The 16,501-nt window shown below is 69.8% G+C and carries 11 protein-coding genes and 2 pseudogenes; 7 read left to right on the top strand and 6 right to left on the bottom strand.

All coding sequences use genetic code 11. From position 1 onward, the window contains the following. Nucleotides 1-93: 93 nt before the first annotated feature. Nucleotides 94-1,863, bottom strand: a pseudogene (locus tag ACWGSR_RS32795) (DUF4158 domain-containing protein); the annotation flags it as partial. Between the two features lie 566 nt (nucleotides 1,864-2,429). On the opposite strand from ACWGSR_RS32795, the gene ACWGSR_RS32790 reads away from it, so the two are divergent. From ACWGSR_RS32790 to ACWGSR_RS32770, 5 genes and pseudogenes are all read left to right on the top strand, one after another. Then, a complete protein-coding gene (locus tag ACWGSR_RS32790) occupies nucleotides 2,430-2,606 on the top strand; it encodes a hypothetical protein (RefSeq protein ID WP_453572157.1) in 177 nt (58 codons plus the stop codon). Nucleotides 2,607-3,319: 713 nt separating this feature from the next. Continuing rightward, nucleotides 3,320-4,000 carry a DEAD/DEAH box helicase family protein gene (locus tag ACWGSR_RS32785; RefSeq protein WP_453572154.1) on the top strand — a complete coding sequence of 227 codons (681 nt, stop codon included), beginning with the start codon at nucleotides 3,320-3,322 and terminating at the stop codon, nucleotides 3,998-4,000. Between the two features lie 24 nt (nucleotides 4,001-4,024). Then, nucleotides 4,025-5,212 (top strand): annotated as a pseudogene (locus ACWGSR_RS32780) (Helicase associated domain protein); the annotation flags it as partial. Between the two features lie 592 nt (nucleotides 5,213-5,804). Next, on the top strand, nucleotides 5,805-6,044 hold the full coding sequence (locus ACWGSR_RS32775) for a hypothetical protein (RefSeq protein ID WP_453572171.1): 240 nt from the start codon (nucleotides 5,805-5,807) through the stop codon (nucleotides 6,042-6,044). After that, nucleotides 6,044-6,418: a toxin Doc gene (locus tag ACWGSR_RS32770; RefSeq protein ID WP_453572168.1), complete on the top strand. Its 375-nt coding sequence runs from the start codon at nucleotides 6,044-6,046 to the stop codon at nucleotides 6,416-6,418. Before ACWGSR_RS32775 ends, ACWGSR_RS32770 begins: the two co-directional genes overlap by 1 nt. A gap of 688 nt (nucleotides 6,419-7,106) precedes the next feature. Here the strand turns inward: ACWGSR_RS32770 and ACWGSR_RS32765 are convergent. The 3 genes from ACWGSR_RS32765 to ACWGSR_RS32755 all read right to left on the bottom strand — a co-directional run bounded on the left by ACWGSR_RS32765 (nucleotide 7,107) and on the right by ACWGSR_RS32755 (nucleotide 10,351). Then, nucleotides 7,107-7,430: a hypothetical protein gene (locus tag ACWGSR_RS32765; RefSeq protein WP_453572151.1), complete on the bottom strand. Its 324-nt coding sequence runs from the start codon at nucleotides 7,428-7,430 to the stop codon at nucleotides 7,107-7,109. 1,323 nt (nucleotides 7,431-8,753) lie between these two features. Continuing rightward, on the bottom strand, nucleotides 8,754-9,605 hold the full coding sequence (locus ACWGSR_RS32760; protein ID WP_453572148.1) for a hypothetical protein: 852 nt from the start codon (nucleotides 9,603-9,605) through the stop codon (nucleotides 8,754-8,756). Then, complete coding sequence (locus tag ACWGSR_RS32755; protein WP_453572145.1) at nucleotides 9,602-10,351, bottom strand: MerR family transcriptional regulator; 750 nt, start codon at nucleotides 10,349-10,351, stop codon at nucleotides 9,602-9,604. Before ACWGSR_RS32755 ends, ACWGSR_RS32760 begins: the two co-directional genes overlap by 4 nt. A 194-nt stretch (nucleotides 10,352-10,545) precedes the next feature. Here ACWGSR_RS32755 and ACWGSR_RS32750 point away from each other — a divergent pair, with 194 nt between their 5' ends. Further along, nucleotides 10,546-10,974: an ester cyclase gene (locus ACWGSR_RS32750; protein ID WP_453572142.1), complete on the top strand. Its 429-nt coding sequence runs from the start codon at nucleotides 10,546-10,548 to the stop codon at nucleotides 10,972-10,974. A gap of 278 nt (nucleotides 10,975-11,252) precedes the next feature. Next, nucleotides 11,253-12,698, top strand: a complete 1,446-nt coding sequence (locus ACWGSR_RS32745) for a recombinase family protein (RefSeq protein WP_453572139.1) — start codon at nucleotides 11,253-11,255, stop codon at nucleotides 12,696-12,698. Nucleotides 12,699-12,974: 276 nt separating this feature from the next. On the opposite strand, the gene ACWGSR_RS32740 is transcribed toward ACWGSR_RS32745, so the two are convergent. Together ACWGSR_RS32740 and ACWGSR_RS32735 are read right to left on the bottom strand one after the other, a co-directional pair. Next, nucleotides 12,975-14,222 (bottom strand): ThuA domain-containing protein, encoded by a 1,248-nt coding sequence (locus ACWGSR_RS32740; protein ID WP_453572136.1) that lies wholly within the window; start codon nucleotides 14,220-14,222, stop codon nucleotides 12,975-12,977. Next, nucleotides 14,219-16,333 (bottom strand): RICIN domain-containing protein, encoded by a 2,115-nt coding sequence (locus tag ACWGSR_RS32735; protein WP_453572165.1) that lies wholly within the window; start codon nucleotides 16,331-16,333, stop codon nucleotides 14,219-14,221. Before ACWGSR_RS32735 ends, ACWGSR_RS32740 begins: the two co-directional genes overlap by 4 nt. Between the last annotated feature and the right edge of the window lie 168 nt (nucleotides 16,334-16,501).

Here is a 16,501-nt window from a genome sequence, read left to right as displayed (position 1 = left end):
CCTCAACACACCCTGGCCAAGCCAAGTCCAGCAATCCCATGGACGCTTCAGCCCGCCACAACGTTGCCTCTCAGCAACTTTCGACACAGGGCCTAATAGAGAGGCCGGTTCGGGCTCCGGCTCCAGCGCGGCAAAGTGCAACCTGCCGTCGTCGTCGAAGACGATCTGCGCGTTGTCCGGCAGGCGCCCGGCGACCTCCCGGTACGTGCCGTCCAGCAGCGCCGCCCGCGCCGCCAGGTGCTCGCCCGCCTCCTCGGGCAGCCCGAGCGAGGCCAGCACGGTCGGCCTTGCCTGCTCCCATGTCTCACCGGCCAGGAGCTTCGCCCGCGGGTCGCCCCACTTCGAGGAGTTCTTCGCGAACACCTGCTTGCTCCGTAGCATCCGGTGCAGCTGCTCCAGGACGCAGAAGGTGTACGCCTTCCAGTCCACCGCGCCCGGCTCCAGGTGCGGAGCCGCCAGCACTAGGCGCCGCCACGAGCCGACCAGCAGACCGGCGTCGATCTCGGCCGGGCCGACCTTCTTGCGACCCATGAGGTCCGGCAGCGACTTGAGCGCGTCCAGCACGGCCTCGCCCTCGGGGGTGGCGCCGAAGTCGACGACCGCGACCAGGAGCTTGAGGAACGGCCGGACGGTGCCGAACCGGCTGACCAGCATGGACCGCCACGCCTCGTCCGCATCGGAGTCCAGCGGCGGGGTCAGCTCGAATAGCGCAGCGATCGCGGCGGCCAGCTCGTGCCGGGGCACCACCGCCTCAATCCGCTCCCACATCGCCTCGAACGACTCCACCGCCGGCCCGGTGACCTCCCCGGTGTCGGTGTCGACCAGCTCGCTCGTGGTGTCGAACACGACCTGAAACGCGGTCGCCAGCTTCGCCGAGGCCCGCTCGACGCGCGGCAGCGTCTTCATCTTCTCCTTGACGGTCTCGCGCTCGGCCTTGGCCAGCAGCTTCGTCGCGATCAGCACCTCCAGGAGGTCCAGCGCATCATCGACGGCCCGGGTAGTCAGGTAGACCGTCGTGGCCAGCAGCGTCGCCAGCCGGCGGGAATCGCCGTGGCGGCGCAGCAGCGATGCCTTACCGTCCACGCCGTACCGGGACAGCTCCGCCAGCCGCCGGGGCGGGATCGCCGAGACGTCCAGGTCCCCCATGCCGAGGGCTGCGAGCTCCTCCGCCCGCTGGAGCGACCACTTCATCTGCGGACCCGACACCCGTACCGGACCGCGCCGCAGCCGGTCCAGCTCCGAGACCCGCTCGCCGGGCGGCACGGTCAGCAGTGAGTCCAGCACCGCCCGCTGACCGACGCTCAGCAGCCCGTACAGCGTGTCCCACAGCCGCTGGTTCACCGCTTCCCGCACCGTGCCCACCAGCCGAGCCAGGCGGCTCGCGCCCGGCAGCAGCACCCGCCCCTCGCGCAGCCAGCCCGCCGCCGCGTCGAACAACGCCTTCGGCCCGTCCCCAGTTGTTCAAGCCCGCGCGTCCAACCAGACCACCAGCTCGTCTTGGACCTCGGCGAAGTCCCGCCAGCCCCCCGACTCCTGGATCTCCCCGGCGTGCGTACGGGCCGTACCGTCCCGCTCGCCGTACAGCTTCAGGCACGAGGCGTCCGCGATCTCCAGCTGATCGGCCAGGTACTCGGCCACCTCCGCCGGCACCTGCCGCGGGTCCGGCATGAACCGGCCCAGGAGCCGCACGCTCGTGAGCTGGACCGCGAACCCGAGCCGGTTGTGAGCCCGGCGCTTGGCCTGCACCGCCTCCCGGTCCGCGTCGTCCAGGAAGAAGTACCGCTCCAGCTCCGCCCGCGAGGGCACCTCGTGAAACGACCCGTACCGGGCCGCCTGCTCGTCCGTCAGGAACTCGACCGCCACAACAGCTCTCCGAAGATCGACATCAACGACCCTCGAAGGCTCCGACGCCCAATCACCCCAGGTCAAAGCCCCAACCAGACCGGAGAACCCTTAGCGCACGATCTGACACGGATGTTCCTCAGACCCCTGCTCCACCGCGCCATCCGGCGCTGCCGGACCGCCCACCAAGCGGCACCCCGCCGGCGGGATCCGCTGCACACATCCGACCCGTCCCGCCTCTGTGGAGCGATCGGCCTGAGGCAGGAGACAGGTGAGCCTCAGGCGGTGTGCCGGATGGTGCCGGTGGCCTGTGTCCACTCCGACAGGACACGGCGGGCGCCGGCCCTCTCCTCGACCAGGGTGATGCGGGCGGTGGGATGAGCGGAGTAGGTGTAGACCTACTCCTCGAATTTTCCGTCCGCCGTCTCCTCTCCCTCCCACGTGCCGGTGACGGCCGGCCCGTCCGGCGGCTGGAACTGGAGCAGCACGTGGAAGGTCATGCTCCCGAGCCTACGCAGTGCCTGACCTGCGCTGTCAGTGCCGGGTGCGAGTCTGGACGCATACCCGGAGGCAGGAGGAAACAGGCCATGGCGAAGCAGGGAAGTAAGAGTTTCAAGATCTGCTGGCGGCTGGGCGACAAGAGCGGGGTGTCGGCAGTCGCCTACAGCGAATCGGCCCTGGAGCGCTACATGCGGCTCAAGCGCGAGAAGCTGGGCGAGGGGGCTGAGGTCGAGTCCTGCGAGGTCAAGCTCGGCGAGCCGTAGAGCGGTTTCAAACGATGGCTCCTGTCTGAGGCTGCTGTCGGTCGTGTCGCCGACTCACGTTCTGCGGCGGCGACCCGCGCGCCTGTGGCCTCCCGTGGGGAGCCGGGAGGCGGGCGCGGCCCTGCCCTCGACCGGCCTGGGACATGGCCGGAGCGCGGCCCGCTCGGGCAGGGCCGGCGGCATGACCCGCGAGGTGGGGGCTGGGTGCCGCATGCTGTTCACACTGCTACCGGCTGGTAAGGGTGCGCTAGAGGTGTGCACGCACCGGCCGATGGCATATGCGGCTCGTGGGGCCAGCGCTGGCGGTTGCGGGCGTATCGCTCGTAGCAGCGGGAGGAGGCGCGATCGGCTCGCCGTCCGGGGCGTTCCCTGTCCTTGACGCAAGAGGTGGAAGGACGCGGGTCCGCCCCCGCCACCCGCCAGAGCTTTACCGGCTCACCCATACGGGTGACGGGCATACAAACTCGCGATCGTCCCCGCACAGGCCCCGCTCTCCTCCACGCGGATCTGGGCAACCCTCCACTGACACCCGCCAACCGCTTCCGGAGGTCTCTGCCCGACCCCGCCATCGGCTCCGACCGATTCACGGCTCAACGCAGTTGATCCAATGCGCGCCTCGCCGGCCCGGGCGGCGCGCGGGCAGCGGTCCGACTGCCCTGCCTGCGTGCCGGGTTCGGCCCTGGGCGCTGCCGGGGGTGGGTGATGATGGGCCGGTGAGTACCGTCACCAGCGAGAACGCCGTGTCCCACGAGCCCGTCCTGCCTCTGTTCCCCGACCAGGTCCGGGGACGCGACAGCGCGGTACGGCATCTGCGGCGCCCCGGCACCCGGGGGCTGTACGTATCGGCGACGGGCACGGGCAAGACGCTGGTCGCGATCCGCGTCGCACTCGCGCTCGGAGCCCGGTTGACGCTGGTTGTGGTACCGACCCTCGACCTCGCCGCGCAGACCGCTCTGGCCTGGCGCGCGGACGGCTACCTGCGCCACCTGGTGATCGTCTCCTCGATGGACACGGCCGGCCATGACCGCCTGGCGGCCGCCCGGGTCGGCTCGACCGGCAGCCCGCAGGCGCTGGCCGCGCTCATGTCGGTGGTGGGGGAGGGGAAGGACCAGATCCCGTTCCTCACGGTGATCTGCACCTACGACTCCCTGGACAAGATCCGCGACGCCCAGCACACCCGCGAGGGCGTACCGGGCTTCGACCTCGCGGTGATGGACGAGGCACACCGGATCGCGGGCCGGACGGACAAGAAATGGGCGCTCGTCCACGACAACGCCGCCATCCGCTCAGACCGCCGCCTCTACATGACCGCCACTCCGCGCAGCTTCGCCGCCCCTGAGCTCGCGGAGTCCGCCAGCCTCGTCCGCCCGCGCGGCTACCGACCCGCCGGCTAGGCGGCCGCGGGCTCTGCCAACTCGATGGACAACGAGACCGTCTACGGCAAGCTCATCCACGACTACCCTCTCGCCACAGCGATCACGGACGGCCGGGCGGCGGACTACCGGATCGTGGTCCCCACGGTCAGCGACACCGACCTGCGCGCTCTGCTCAACCTCCCGGCCCCCGGCCAGGCCGGCCGCGACGACGACAGCACCGAGGACGGGACAGGGGAGGGGGCGCTGCGCACCAGTGCCCTGCACCTGGCCGTCCTCAAGGCCATGACCCAGCACCACCTCAAGCGGGTCCTGGTGTACTTCCACCTGGTCGAGGACGCCACCCGCTTCACCCGCGAACTGCCCCACACCCTGCGCCTGCTGCGCCGCACCGCCCCCCACCTGTGCCCGGACGCCGACCCGCGCCTGTTCTTCGTCCACGGCGAGCACACCCCCGACCAGCGCACCGACACCTTCACGAGTTTCGCCGCCGCCTCCTGCGCGATCCTGACCAACGCCAAGGTCATCGCCGAGGGCGTCGACATCCCCAGCGTCGACGCGATCGTCTTCGCCGACCCCACCCGCAGCATCGTCCGCTGCGTCCAGGCCCTGGGCCGCGCCCTGCGCCTGGACGTCTCCGGCAAGACCGCCTCCCTGATCGTCCCCGTCTACCTGCCGCCCGGTGCCGACCCCGAGAACATCCTCGGCACCGCCTACGGGCCGGTGTGGGCCATCACCAGCGCGCTGGCCAGCCACGACCACCGCATCCTCGAACGCCTCCCCGACAAGGCCAACCGGCTGCCGCGGGAGACCAGCACGCTGGTGACGAACCGCTGGCACTTCGACTTCACCCTCCACCCCGAGCGCATCGCCCAGGCGATGGACCTGATCGCCTTCAACCCCCGCGGCCCGCTGACCCGCACCCGCCGCGAAGGCCTCGCCTCCGCCCAGGCGTTCCACGACGCCTACAGCCACCTCGACGTCCCCGCCGACCACACCGACCCCGTCGGCTTCGAACTCGGCCGCTTCATCACCACCATGCGCGACGCACACACCACCGGCCGCCTCGATGCCGACTGGATCGCCGAACTCGACGCACTCGGCATGATCTGGGACAAACACGACGCCGCCTGGCGCACCCGCCTCACCCAGGCAGCCGACTACCACCGGGCGCACGGCCATCTCGCCGCCCCCGCCACCACCCCGATCGGCGCCTGGCTCGCCGAACAACGCTCCCACGCATCCCACAACCGCCTCGACCCCGCCCGCGCCGCCGACCTCACCGCCATCGACCCTCACTGGCAGCTCCCGCACGGACCCGACTGGCACCGCAAATACCACCAAGTGCGCCGCCACCTCGAAACCGGCCGCCCCCTCACCCCCGACACCCACGCCAGCGGCGTCAACCTCGGCAGCTGGACCATCCGGCAGCTCACCACCTGGAGCACCCTCACCCCCGGCCAGCACCCTCGCACCCCGCCCCACCACCCGGCGGACCTTCCAGGAGACCGTCCAGATCCTCGAACTCTTCCTCCACCGCGAACGCCGCGCCCCCGCGGCACGCGAGACCATCACCGTCGACGGCGACACCGTCAAGATCGGCCCCTGGTTCGCCAAGACCCGCACCAAGATGCGCACAGGCCGGCTCCATGCCGAACACGCACAGCTCGTCGCTGCCCTCTTCGACGGCGACTGGACCGACGAGAACCCGGCACCCGCGTTCACCTGAGGCCCCTCACCCTTGAGCGGCTGGCCGTACGCCGGACAGCCACACGAGTGGGGATCTTCGTAGCCCGACAGGTACCAAGTAGGTACCATCGGAGGTATGCCGTCCTTGAATGTCACCTTCACCGACGAGGAGCTCGAGGAGGTCCGTGCCGCCGCGACCGCCGAAGGCAAGTCCCTCAAGCAGTACGTCCACGACCTGCCGCTGCGCGAGCGCCAGCGCCGCCAGTTCGTCCGCTACGCCGCTTCCTGGGGCGAGGCGCACCGGGCCGATTTCGACGACGCCTTCCCCGACGAGATCCCGCACGCCAGCCGGGAGCGCGGAGCGGACGCCGCCTGATGATCCTCCACGTCGACGTCTCCTGGCTCCTAGACGTCCAGGAACAGGCCGTCTCCGAAGACGTCAGCGTCGCCGAATACTCCGCTCTCGTCGCCGCCGTCGCTCGACACAGGACCCGCATCCCGCGCCCCACCACGGCCGATCCCGATGCCGCATGGCGTGGCGCCGCCCTTCTGCATACCCTGATCCGCCTGCAGCCGCTGCCGCACCGCAACAGCCTGTACGCCTGCCAGGTCACCGCCGCCTACATGCATGCCTCCGGAGAAGGCATCGACCCCCCTTACGGGGCCATGGTCGACCTCGTCCGTGACATCCAGGCCGGCAAGGTCACCGTCTACCAGGCCGCCGACCGCATCCGCACCTGGCGCATCTGACCCACCCGAGCCGGAGGGCCCCGGCTCTGTACTTCGTCATGCCGCGACACCTCGGCCGTAGCCGCCGGCCGCCTGCCCACCCCCCTCGACGCCCAGGGACGAGCAGCGGCCGTCGGCCTCCTGACCCGCGAAGCCACCACTGCGGGCACTGTCCGGGCAACACCCGCCACCAGCCCTCTGCCCACGACCCAGCCCCCCGTGCCGCCGCGGTGCCTGTGGCCGTGGGGCGCGGACGCCGCCTCGCTTGCATCCCTTGCCCCAAGGACGGTGACGGCGCTGGTGTCACTGCCGACAGCCAGCCGCTCCACCCTGGCGCTGAACGTCGCCCTGCACAACGCACAGCAGCACATCGGCGCCCTGTTCACCTCCGGGGAGATCACCAGTAAGGCCCTGGCCCAGAAGGTCATCGCCGCCCGGTACGGCTTCGACGTACGTTCGCAGGTCCTTCCCGGCGGCTGGGAGACGTTCAAAGCCACCGCGGTGCCCGAACGCGACGCCACCCCTCTGCTCCGGCACAGCGCGCGAGTGGGTACCAGCGCGCGCGACAGCCTTCGAGCTGGCCTGCTGGCCGCAGCCCGCAGAGGCTTCACGCTCAGCCTCTGGCCACCGCCTCCACCGCGACCATTCTGGGACTGGAGGCCCTGGGCCTGCTGTTATGGGGTTCAGAAACAGGCACTGCCCTTGCGATTTAACCCTCGGCATCAAGCGCGGCCGGTTCGGTCCCGACGGCGAGGGCGACCTGAGCGGTCCATGACCAGGGCTCCTGAGGAGGATCCCAGCTCACCTCAACGTCGGTGTCGTGGAAATCGCGAGCGAGTTCCGTCACCATCTGGGCCGCCGCGTCTCGTGCGTCTTGTGGGTCGATGTTGACCGGCACGTCCAGACGTCCGCAGAGCATGCCGCCTTCCATGGTGAGGATGCTGTGACGCCAACCCTCTGGCGTCGCCAACAGCACGATCCCCTTCGGGATGCCCCAGTCCGGCCGCTTCTTCTCCTTCTTTCGTCTCACCATGCGGCTATCCAACAGCGTCGGGGTCGTGGCGATGAGGTCGGGTGGCAGCTCAGCTTGCCGGCGGCCCAGTTCTGCGGGGCTTGGTGCCGATCTTGTGGTGCGCGGGTCTGGTGCAGGACTCGCCGATAGCGGGGACGCGTCCACGTCGTAGCGGGTGGCGGGCCGCTTGTTCTTCGAGCCGGGCGGGCGGCCGGGGCCTGGCCGGCTCGGGTTCGGTGACTGGCCTGCGTGCCCGTCCGCGCGTGCAGGTTCCTGAACCCTTGGTGGAATCGGGCGGGGGTGAGCTTGTTCGGTTCCGCGGGTCATTCCCACGGCCGGCGGAGGCCCCGAGCGAGCGGGCGAGGCGGAGTTGTGCGTGGGCGGCCAGGACGAGCCAGGTCCAGCGGTCGGCTGCGGCGCAGTCGCGGAGCCTGGGGCGGGTCCAGCTGGGAGTCTGCTTGAGCAGGCGGAAGGTGTACTCGACGTCGAACCGTCGCAGGAACGCCTGCCAGCACCGGTCGACATCCTCGGACCCGGCGCCGGTTCCCGACCACCAGAGCCCGAACCGAGGAACCGGTCAAAGCCAAACCGGTGATCAGTGGCCGAGTGCGCTGTGTCAGGGCCCGGTGCCACACTGCAACCACCCCCATCGAATGGGCGGTTGACCTGATCGCCGGCGAGAGGACTGATACGTGGCGGCCGACTGGGACGCACTGGACTTCACCTGCCCCACCTGCGCGGCCACGCGCAAGGAGAGATGCACTACGAAGGACGGCCGCCCCGGGCCACGCACCTCGCCCGCCGCCTTACCTCGATCCTGCTGCGGATCGCCGTACACCGCGGCCGCAGTCAGCCACCGGCACGGTCCCGACGGCAGCGCCGTGCTGACGGCCACCCAGGCATGGAGTCCCCGCGCACAGGGACGGTCCCAAAGGCAGTTCCCCCGGAGGAGAAGCTGCATGGAGTTCCCGCGCGCAGGGACGGTCTCTACCGGTTCAACATCAAGGCCAGCGGCCCGGGCCAGGGACTGCGCCCGCTGGGGACCCGGACGCCGTCGAGGACGCCGAAGACGAGGAGTGACGGGCCGCGCACCCGACCTGTCGGGCCGTTCGTTGTGGAAGAGAAGGCCCCGCGCAGCTGCCCGGGGCCGAGAGGAGAAGAGGACGCTCTAACCCGCACGAAGGTCCGGTCGCTGGGCCACGGCACCCGCTGCACCCGTGCCTGATGGAAGGGCGCGGACGACGCCGCTTGCTGGAACATCGAGTTCACTCAGGGGCGCCCGGTCGGGTACCTGTGCCCCGAGTGCCAGACGCCACCTCTCCCTCGCTGTCTAGTCGGGCGACCTCAGGCCTGGAGGGTGTTCCGTGCCCGTGTGACAGTGTCGTAGAGGGCTTTCGGGTCATCCGCGTGCATCCGGATCACGGTGACGGGGTGCGGTGCGCCGAGGAATGTCGGTGCGTTGACCGGTTCGTTCAGGTGCAGGGTGAGCGAGGTCTGTGAGCCGATGGCGAGGTTGAGTTCGTCGGCCTTCTTTTCGTGGGTGAACCGTGCCTCTCTCCGGATGGCCGCGATCTGATCGATGGGGACGAGCACGTCGGTGTGGGCTCCCTGCCGGATGCGCAGAGTGCGGTCGGTGAGTACGTGGGGCCGGGTGATGGAGGCGGCGTGGATGCCGAGGACGAACAGGACGGTGTAGACGTCGATGACGAGCATCACGGCGTGGATGACGGGCCAGGCAGCGAGCAGGAAGGACACGGCGACGGTCTCCACGACGCACGCGAACGCAAACCCGTACATCAGCGTGGCCTGGTCACGGCCGTGCGGGAAGACGGCATCGGCTCCCTCGACTCCGTGTCGGCGGCGGCCGATCCAGCGGATGAGACTCGCCATGAGTCGCAGCTCATGGGTGACAAACCGCAGCACTGGCACGGGAATCATGTGGGTGAGCGCCTCGCGTGCGGACAGTCCGGACCTGCGCAGCCGCAGCCACGTGCAGACCTCCGCAGCGAGCATGGCCAGCAGGAGGACCTTGGCGCCGAGGATGACCGCTCCGGGTACCGGCGCCCCTGCCAGCAGGCAGCCGGCCAGCGCGACCTGAGGCAGCAGGGTGAAGGTCCGAAGCTTGCGCAGGACGGGACCGCGCGCCGGGGGTGGCGGCGCGGCGGGGAGTACCGCCTGGTTCTCGGGGTGTGTCATGGTGATCCTTCCTGCCGTTCGGTCGCCCGCTTCATCGCGCGGCGGATCGCCGCCGACTGGGCCGGAGCGAGATCCGCGAAGATTTCCTCGCCCACAGCGCCGGCCTCGCTCTGGGAGAAGCGCGCGACCAGGTCGTCGGGCAGAAGCCCGGCCAGCTCTCTCGCGGTGCGGTCCACCAGCGGATCGTCCGGCCTGATGTCGGCGAGACTGTTCAGCAGCGCGTAGACCTGCTCGGCGTGGTCTCGCATCCCGTGCAGGCTCGCCAGGAGTCCGGTTCGATGTTCCTGGGAAAGCACACTGTCCAGGAAGGCCAGGTGGTCGCGGTCTCTCACGGCCATCGGGGACTCCGGTACCGGAGCGAGGCCGGCCAGCAGCCGTGTCAGTTCCGGCGACAACGCCCCGTTGGCTGCTAGCTGGCCGGCCCGTGCCTCGGCCAGCAGTGCGTGAAGCCGCGTCCGGCGGTCCTGGAGGACCGTCTGCTGGCGGGCGAGGTCCTCGTCGAGTTCCTCCAGGATCTCCACCAGCTCTCGGCCCTGGTCGTCCTGAAGGACGTCGCGTACCTCTTCCAGGGAAAGACCGAGCTCGGTCAGCCGCCGGATCCGGGCGAGCAGAACGGCGTCGCGCAGGCCGTAGTCGCGGTAGCCGTTGCCGAGCCGGGCAGGTTCGGGCAGCAGGCCCTGGTGGTGGTAGTGCCGCACAGCCCGCTGGGTAACCCCGACGAGTGCGGCGATCTCGCCGATTCGCATGAGCCCAGTACAAACCCTGCCGCCACGTCAAGGTCAAGCGCGACCCTGACGCCGGGACGCTGCTCCTGCGCCGCGCCCGGGTCGGGCCAGTCGGCGATTTGACCTTGCCGCGACGTCAGGGTTTCTGATGAAGGGCATCCCGGCCCGACACCGTGACCGAACCGTCGGGAGGGTCCTCCCGAAAGGATGCTGAGATGACCACCACGACCGAGAAGAACATCGCTCTCATGCGCGCCGCGTACCGGGCTGTGGAGAACGGCGAGCTGGAAGTGGCCGCCGGGATGCTCACCGAGGACTTCATCGCCAACGTCCACGGCATGCCGGAGCCCTTCGTCGGACGGGAGATCTGGCTCTACGGCACCCGGGGTATGAAGGAGGCGTTCCCCGACCTCAAGATCAACGTCCAGGACATCTTCGGCGTGGGTGACAAGGTGACCGTTCTGGTCACCTTCGAGGGGACGCACCAGGGCGCGTTCCAGGAGTTCGAAGCCACGGGCAAGCAGGTCAGCTTCCGCAGCGTCGAGGTCTACCGCATGGAGGGCGACAAGATCGCCGAGGAATGGGTCGCTCCCGACATGCTCAGCCTCATGCAGCAGATCGCACCCGCTCCCGCCACCCAGTGACGGCACACCCCCAGCCCAAGAACAAGGAGTAGGCCAGCTGCTCCGCTGGGAGTCATACATCAACCCGCACTTCCAACGAACCGCGGCAGACCCCCTTTCGCCATGGGAGGGGGCCTGCCGCCTGTCGTCAAACGTCGAATGAAGACAGGGGAGGCGGGCGTCCAGCGAACCCGGGCTTTCCGGGCCCGACGGCGTCGCGGATCCAATGAGATCCGATAGCGGCTGATGACAGGGTTTGCTGACAGCTAGGGTCGGATGCGACCACCACGGGAAGCGGCATGGCCAGCCTGGTCTACAAGAGGGTGTCGACCGGCCAGCAGTCGACCGACCGTCAGAACCTCGTCCTGGACGAGGCCGGGATCGAGGACCCGGTCGTCTTCGAGGAGACCGCGGGCACCTCCAGCCGCCTCCACCCGCTGGAGCGTCCGAAGTTCGCCAAGCTGCTCGCCTACGCGCGGTCGGGCGACACCGTGCACATCTCCGAGATGTTCCGCCTCGTACGCGGCACCGGTCACATCCTCGACGTGCTTGACGTCCTTCACCGCGACCAGGTGGCGCTGCGCATCCACGATGGCGCGTTCTCCGCGATGGACCTCACCGCCTGCCACCCGCGCACCGGCGAACTGCTGTCCACCGTGAAGTTCATGGTGCAGACCCTCGCCGCCGGCGAACTCCAGCGCGAACTCCAGCGCGAGCTCACCTACGACGGACTGCGCGCCGCCGAGGCCAAGGGCAACAAGGGCGGACGCCGCCCCGCCGTCCTGGCCGACAAGACCGGCGCCGTCCGCACCGCCTACCCGGAGGGCCGGTCCATCGCAGCCCTCGCCCGTGACCACGGCGTCAGCCGCGGCGCGATTCGCACCGCCGTCGCCGACCTCCTGCCCGAGCACACCACCACCGAGCAGGACGCCCCCGCCCCGGAACTGCCGGTCACCCTCGACATGCCGGGCAAGATCGCCGACTTCCTCCGCACCACCGAGCTGGAGCCCGCCGAGCGTGCGGCGCTCAACCAGGGGGTGACCGTACGGCGGGGCCAGGGCCCAAGCCCCGCGCGCCCCGTCATCGTCGGCGCTCTGCTCGGCTGCTCTGGCCGCCCTCAGGGCGCTGATGGCTCCCCTCAGGCACTGGGGTTTTTCAACCTCACACTGATGCGTGGTGAAGGACGAGGACGGACGGCTTGGACGATCGCCGGGGAAGGCGGTGAGCGGCCGAGAAGGAGTGACCGCAGCGGGCAGGCCTCGCCAGGGGCCTGCGCCACCGCTGTGACTGGGCACGGATGGACGAATGGAGGGACAATGGTGGCGATGATGACCGTGCTGATAGCGGGCCTGCCCGAGGGCGCCGAATTGGAAGCGGTGCGCGCCCGCGTCCACTCCAGCCCGCACTTCCGCGTCGTCGCCCACGCCTATGAGCCCCGAATTGCCTCGGCCCAGGCTTGTGTGCTGCTGCCCGACATCGCAGTGATCACCCGCCACCTGCCCCACCCGGAGGCCGATCTCGCCCGCTACCGTCTCGTACTGGATCTGCGAGCCCTGGATCCGCCCACCGGGATCATCCTCCGCCGGGACCCCACGGAGCCGGATCAGCCGCTGGGACCGGGCGCCGGACCTGTGCACGGAGCGGTCCACGAGATTCGCCGAGGAGATGCAAACGCTCTCTGGGAGGCTCTGGTCACGATCGGCCGGCGCCGCGCCAGCTGCGACACCGATCCGACGGGACTGTGATCCCGGGCGCCTCGGCCGGCAGCGTCGGCGACGCTGTCGTCGCGTTCGGGCGTGGGACCCTCGGGAGCAGCGGACCGTGTTCACCGGCGGTGGAGGCGGTTGCGAAGGGCTGTGTCCCAGGTGCCCCGGGAGCAAAGACTCAAGATCAGGAGGGGGCAGGGTTCCGGTCCCCGGCCGGGGCAGGGAAGCGGTGGGCGGGCGTGGAGCGGGCAATGGCCGTACAGGAAGGCCCGGACGCAGTGACGCGCCCGGGCCGATCCTTCACGGGCCCCGCTGCTAAGGAGTCAGCCGGAAGCTCTGGGCGGAGGACCCGTCGCAGGTGCGCTGGACCAGGGGGGTCGAGATGGTGGGGGCGGAGGCGGCGGTGAGGCACTTTCCGCTGTGCCGGGCCACGAAGCGGACGCGTCCGGGCGCCTCGTTCACCTGGCGCCACTGCTGGTTGGCGCCGCCCGCGTAGGTCCAGAGCTGCAGGGGCGCGCCGTCGGCGGTCGAGACGCCGGTGACGTCGATGACCTGGGAGGGGTTGTCGCGGACGCCCACGCGCACGTGGCCGCCGTCGGTGGGGGTGAGGACGAACTGCTGGGCCGTGGTGCCGTTGCAGGTGTACTGCTGCACGACCGTGCCGTTGGCCGTGGCCGCGGCGCGGGCGTCCGCGCAGAGTCCGTTGGCCTCGGAGACGAGCGAGTACGACACGGGGCCGGGGGCGTCTTCGGCGCCGGCGAGCCATTTCAGCCCGTCGAGCAGGAAACGGTTCTGGGCCGCCGAGGCGAAGGTGGAGGAGGTGCGGGTGTTGGTGGCGTAGTTCATGGCGTTGTGGCCGAAGTTGGCGTACAGCATGCGGTACTGCGTGTTGGTCCAGGCGATCGGGTAGTCGCCGCCGTACCAGGACTGGTTCGGGTCGGTGCCGAGCGGGAAGCTCGACGGGTGGACCGAGGCGAGGACCTTGATCGACGGGTTCGACCGCAGGTTGTTGGACCAGGAGTACCACTCGCTGACGGCGGAGGTCCACGTCGCGGGCAGGTTCGCCGCGGCGGGGTGGGTGGGGTTCTCGGTGCGCAGCACGGCGGTGGTGGGGCCCCAGGTGTTGGAGCGGAAGTTCCCGCTGCCGAGGAAGCGGTTGTAGTACCAGTCCCAGGAGGAGGCGTCGGTAGTGAACGCGGAGACGTGGAAGCCGAGCCAGCCGCCGCCGGCGCGCATGTAGCGTTCGAAGCCGGTCCGCTGGGCTGCGTTGTGCGGGGCGCCGTCGAGGAACATCACGACGTCGTAGGCGTCGACGCCGCCGTTGGCGAGGAGGTTCCAGTCGGTGGTCGCCTGGTAGGTGAAGCCGTTGTCGGCTCCTGCGCGGGGGAACCAGTCGTTGGCCTCTTTGACGAAGTCGATGTGGGCGGCGTCCCAGGTGCCGTTGTAGAGGGCGAGGACTTTGAAGGAGGGGGCGGCGGGAGCGGCGTGGCCGGCGCCGGTGCCGGCCGCCGAGGTGACGATCAGGGCGAGAAAACCGAGGAGGGCGGTGAGGATTCTCTTCACGGGTAGCTCACCAGGTTCGCCACGTTGGTGGAGGAGTTGGACGGGCCGCCCCGGTCGTTGATGACGTGGCGGATGGTGCCGGTGCCGCCGAGGGAGACGGTGACCATGCTGCGGAACCGCACGTCGGGCCGGTTCGGCGCTTCGATGGCACGCTCGGCGACCACGCCCGGGTTGATGTTGAAGTAGCAGTAGCTGCCGAGACCGTAGGCCTGGTGGCTGGTGACGGAGTCGGCGACCTTGTAGGCGGCGTAGCCCTGGGTGGCACCGTTCATCCAGGCGGCCTGGTTGGGCGGGTCGTAGGGCATCTCGTTTTGGTAGAAGTACGTCCGGCCGCCGTTGCCGTTCCAGATGGTCTGGTACTTCTGGTAGTGCTCGACGAACAGGCCGTACATGGTGACGTTGTCACCGTTGACGATGAGGCCGGTGTCGCCGGTGTTGACGGTCCAGCCGACGCCGCTGCCGTGGTCTCCGCGCCAGATCCACATGTGGTCGCCGATCACGTTGTCGCTGTTGACGACCAGGCTGGTGGTGGCCTTGCCGACACCGGCGCCGCCGACGCGGATGTACACGTCGTGCAGCGAGGTCGGGTTGGCGGTGTGGGCGGCTGCGGCTGCGGTGGGGCCGACTTCGAGGAGGACGGGTGAGTTGACAGGGCCGGCGTCGAAGAGGACGCCGGCGATCTTCACGCCGTCGACGTCCGCGACGGTCATGGCCTTGATGCCGTTGTCGGGGATGAAGGTGGCCAGACCCAGACCGAGGACCACGGTGTCGGGGCGGGTGACCCGCAGGGTCTGGTTCAGGTGATAGACACCAGGGGTGACCAGGAGGTTCTTTCCCGCGTCGAGAGCAGCGTTGATCTGGGCGGCGGTCGCGCCGGGCTTGACGACGAAGAAGGTGTCCATGCCGAGCCGGGTGCCCGCGGGCGAGCCGGTGGTCCAGCTCGCCCCCGTGGAATCGGTGCGGACCGGGGGCACGACGACCTGGTAGGCGCCGGAGGCATCGACGGTGAGGTAGGGCTTCTCACGCGTGACGGGTGACCGGTCGATCGTGGTGTGGGGCGGGCTGGGGAAGCTGGTGGCGGGCACGCCCTGGCTGCCGACGAAGACCATGTTCCAGTTGGAGCCGGTCCAGGAGCCGAGCTGGGAGTTGCGGGTGAGCCACTGCTGCTGGGTTCCGGAGCGGACCTGGCCGTCGATCTTGGAGTCGGCCATGAAGCCGCCGCTGGACCAGCCGCCGTCGCTGAGCTCCAGGTTGCCGCGGACGTGCATGCGGCGGTAGGCGGAGGCCTGTGAGACGGCCCAGCGATCGGTGCCGCCGGTCGGGGTGACGGAGAGGTTCTCGGCGCCGCGCCAGAAGTTCTGGGTGGCGTTCTGCGGCGGGAACCAGTCGGCCTCGACGTGTACGGCGCCGTTGATCGTCACCGAGTCGGGCGAGGAGCCCAGGCCCAGGACCTGCGTGTAGAAGCCGACGTTGACGTCATTGTTGTACGTGCCGGGCTTGAACAGGACGGCGTAGCGCTCTGGGCCGAACTGGTTGGTCTCCTGCCGCTGGAAGATCGTGTTCAGCCGGCTCTGGATGGTGGCGGAGGGCATCGACGGGTCGAAGACAGCCACGTTCGGGCCGAGGTCGACATCTCCCGGTGCGGTGCTCACCGAGGTGACGCGGAAGCGCTGCGCGGCGGTGCCGTTGCAGGCGTACTGGACGAGCTGCACGCCGTCGGCGGTGGACGCGGCGGGGACGTCGAGGCACTTGCCGCTGTTGCGGTTGACGAGGCGGAAGGACCCATCGCCCTCATCCACGGCCCGCCACTGCTGATTCAGGCCTCCCCCGTAGGTCCACAGCTGGAGGGGGGCGTTGTCGGCGGTGGAGACGTTGGTGACGTCGATACTCTGCGCCGGGTCGTTGCGGCTTCCGATGCGGACGTGGCCGTCCGAGGTCGCGGTCACGGTCCACTGCTGGGCGGTGGTGCCGTTGCAGGCGTACTGCTGGACGGCCGTGCCGTTCACGGTCGCGGCGGCCCGGGCGTCGAGGCACTTGCCGCTGCCGGCGTTGGCGATGGTGACCGTGCCGGTCGGGACCTCGGCGGCCGCCGCTCCGGGGGCGAGGGCCATCAGGAGCGAACTGAACACCGCGCCGGTGGTCAGGGCCGCTTTGAGGCGGTGGGGACGGGGATGGGCGGGGGTGAGACGCCGGAATGCTGCGGCTCGTGAGGTGCTGGACACAAAGCTCCTTGAAGAGGGGCGAAAGTGGGCAGAAAAAGCCGCGGCCGGCAGGAAGAT

It is taken from the genome of Streptomyces sp. NPDC055632 (genome assembly GCF_053618675.1).
Note: the sequence above shows the minus strand (reverse complement) of the source record. Positions and strands in the feature narration are given on the sequence as shown.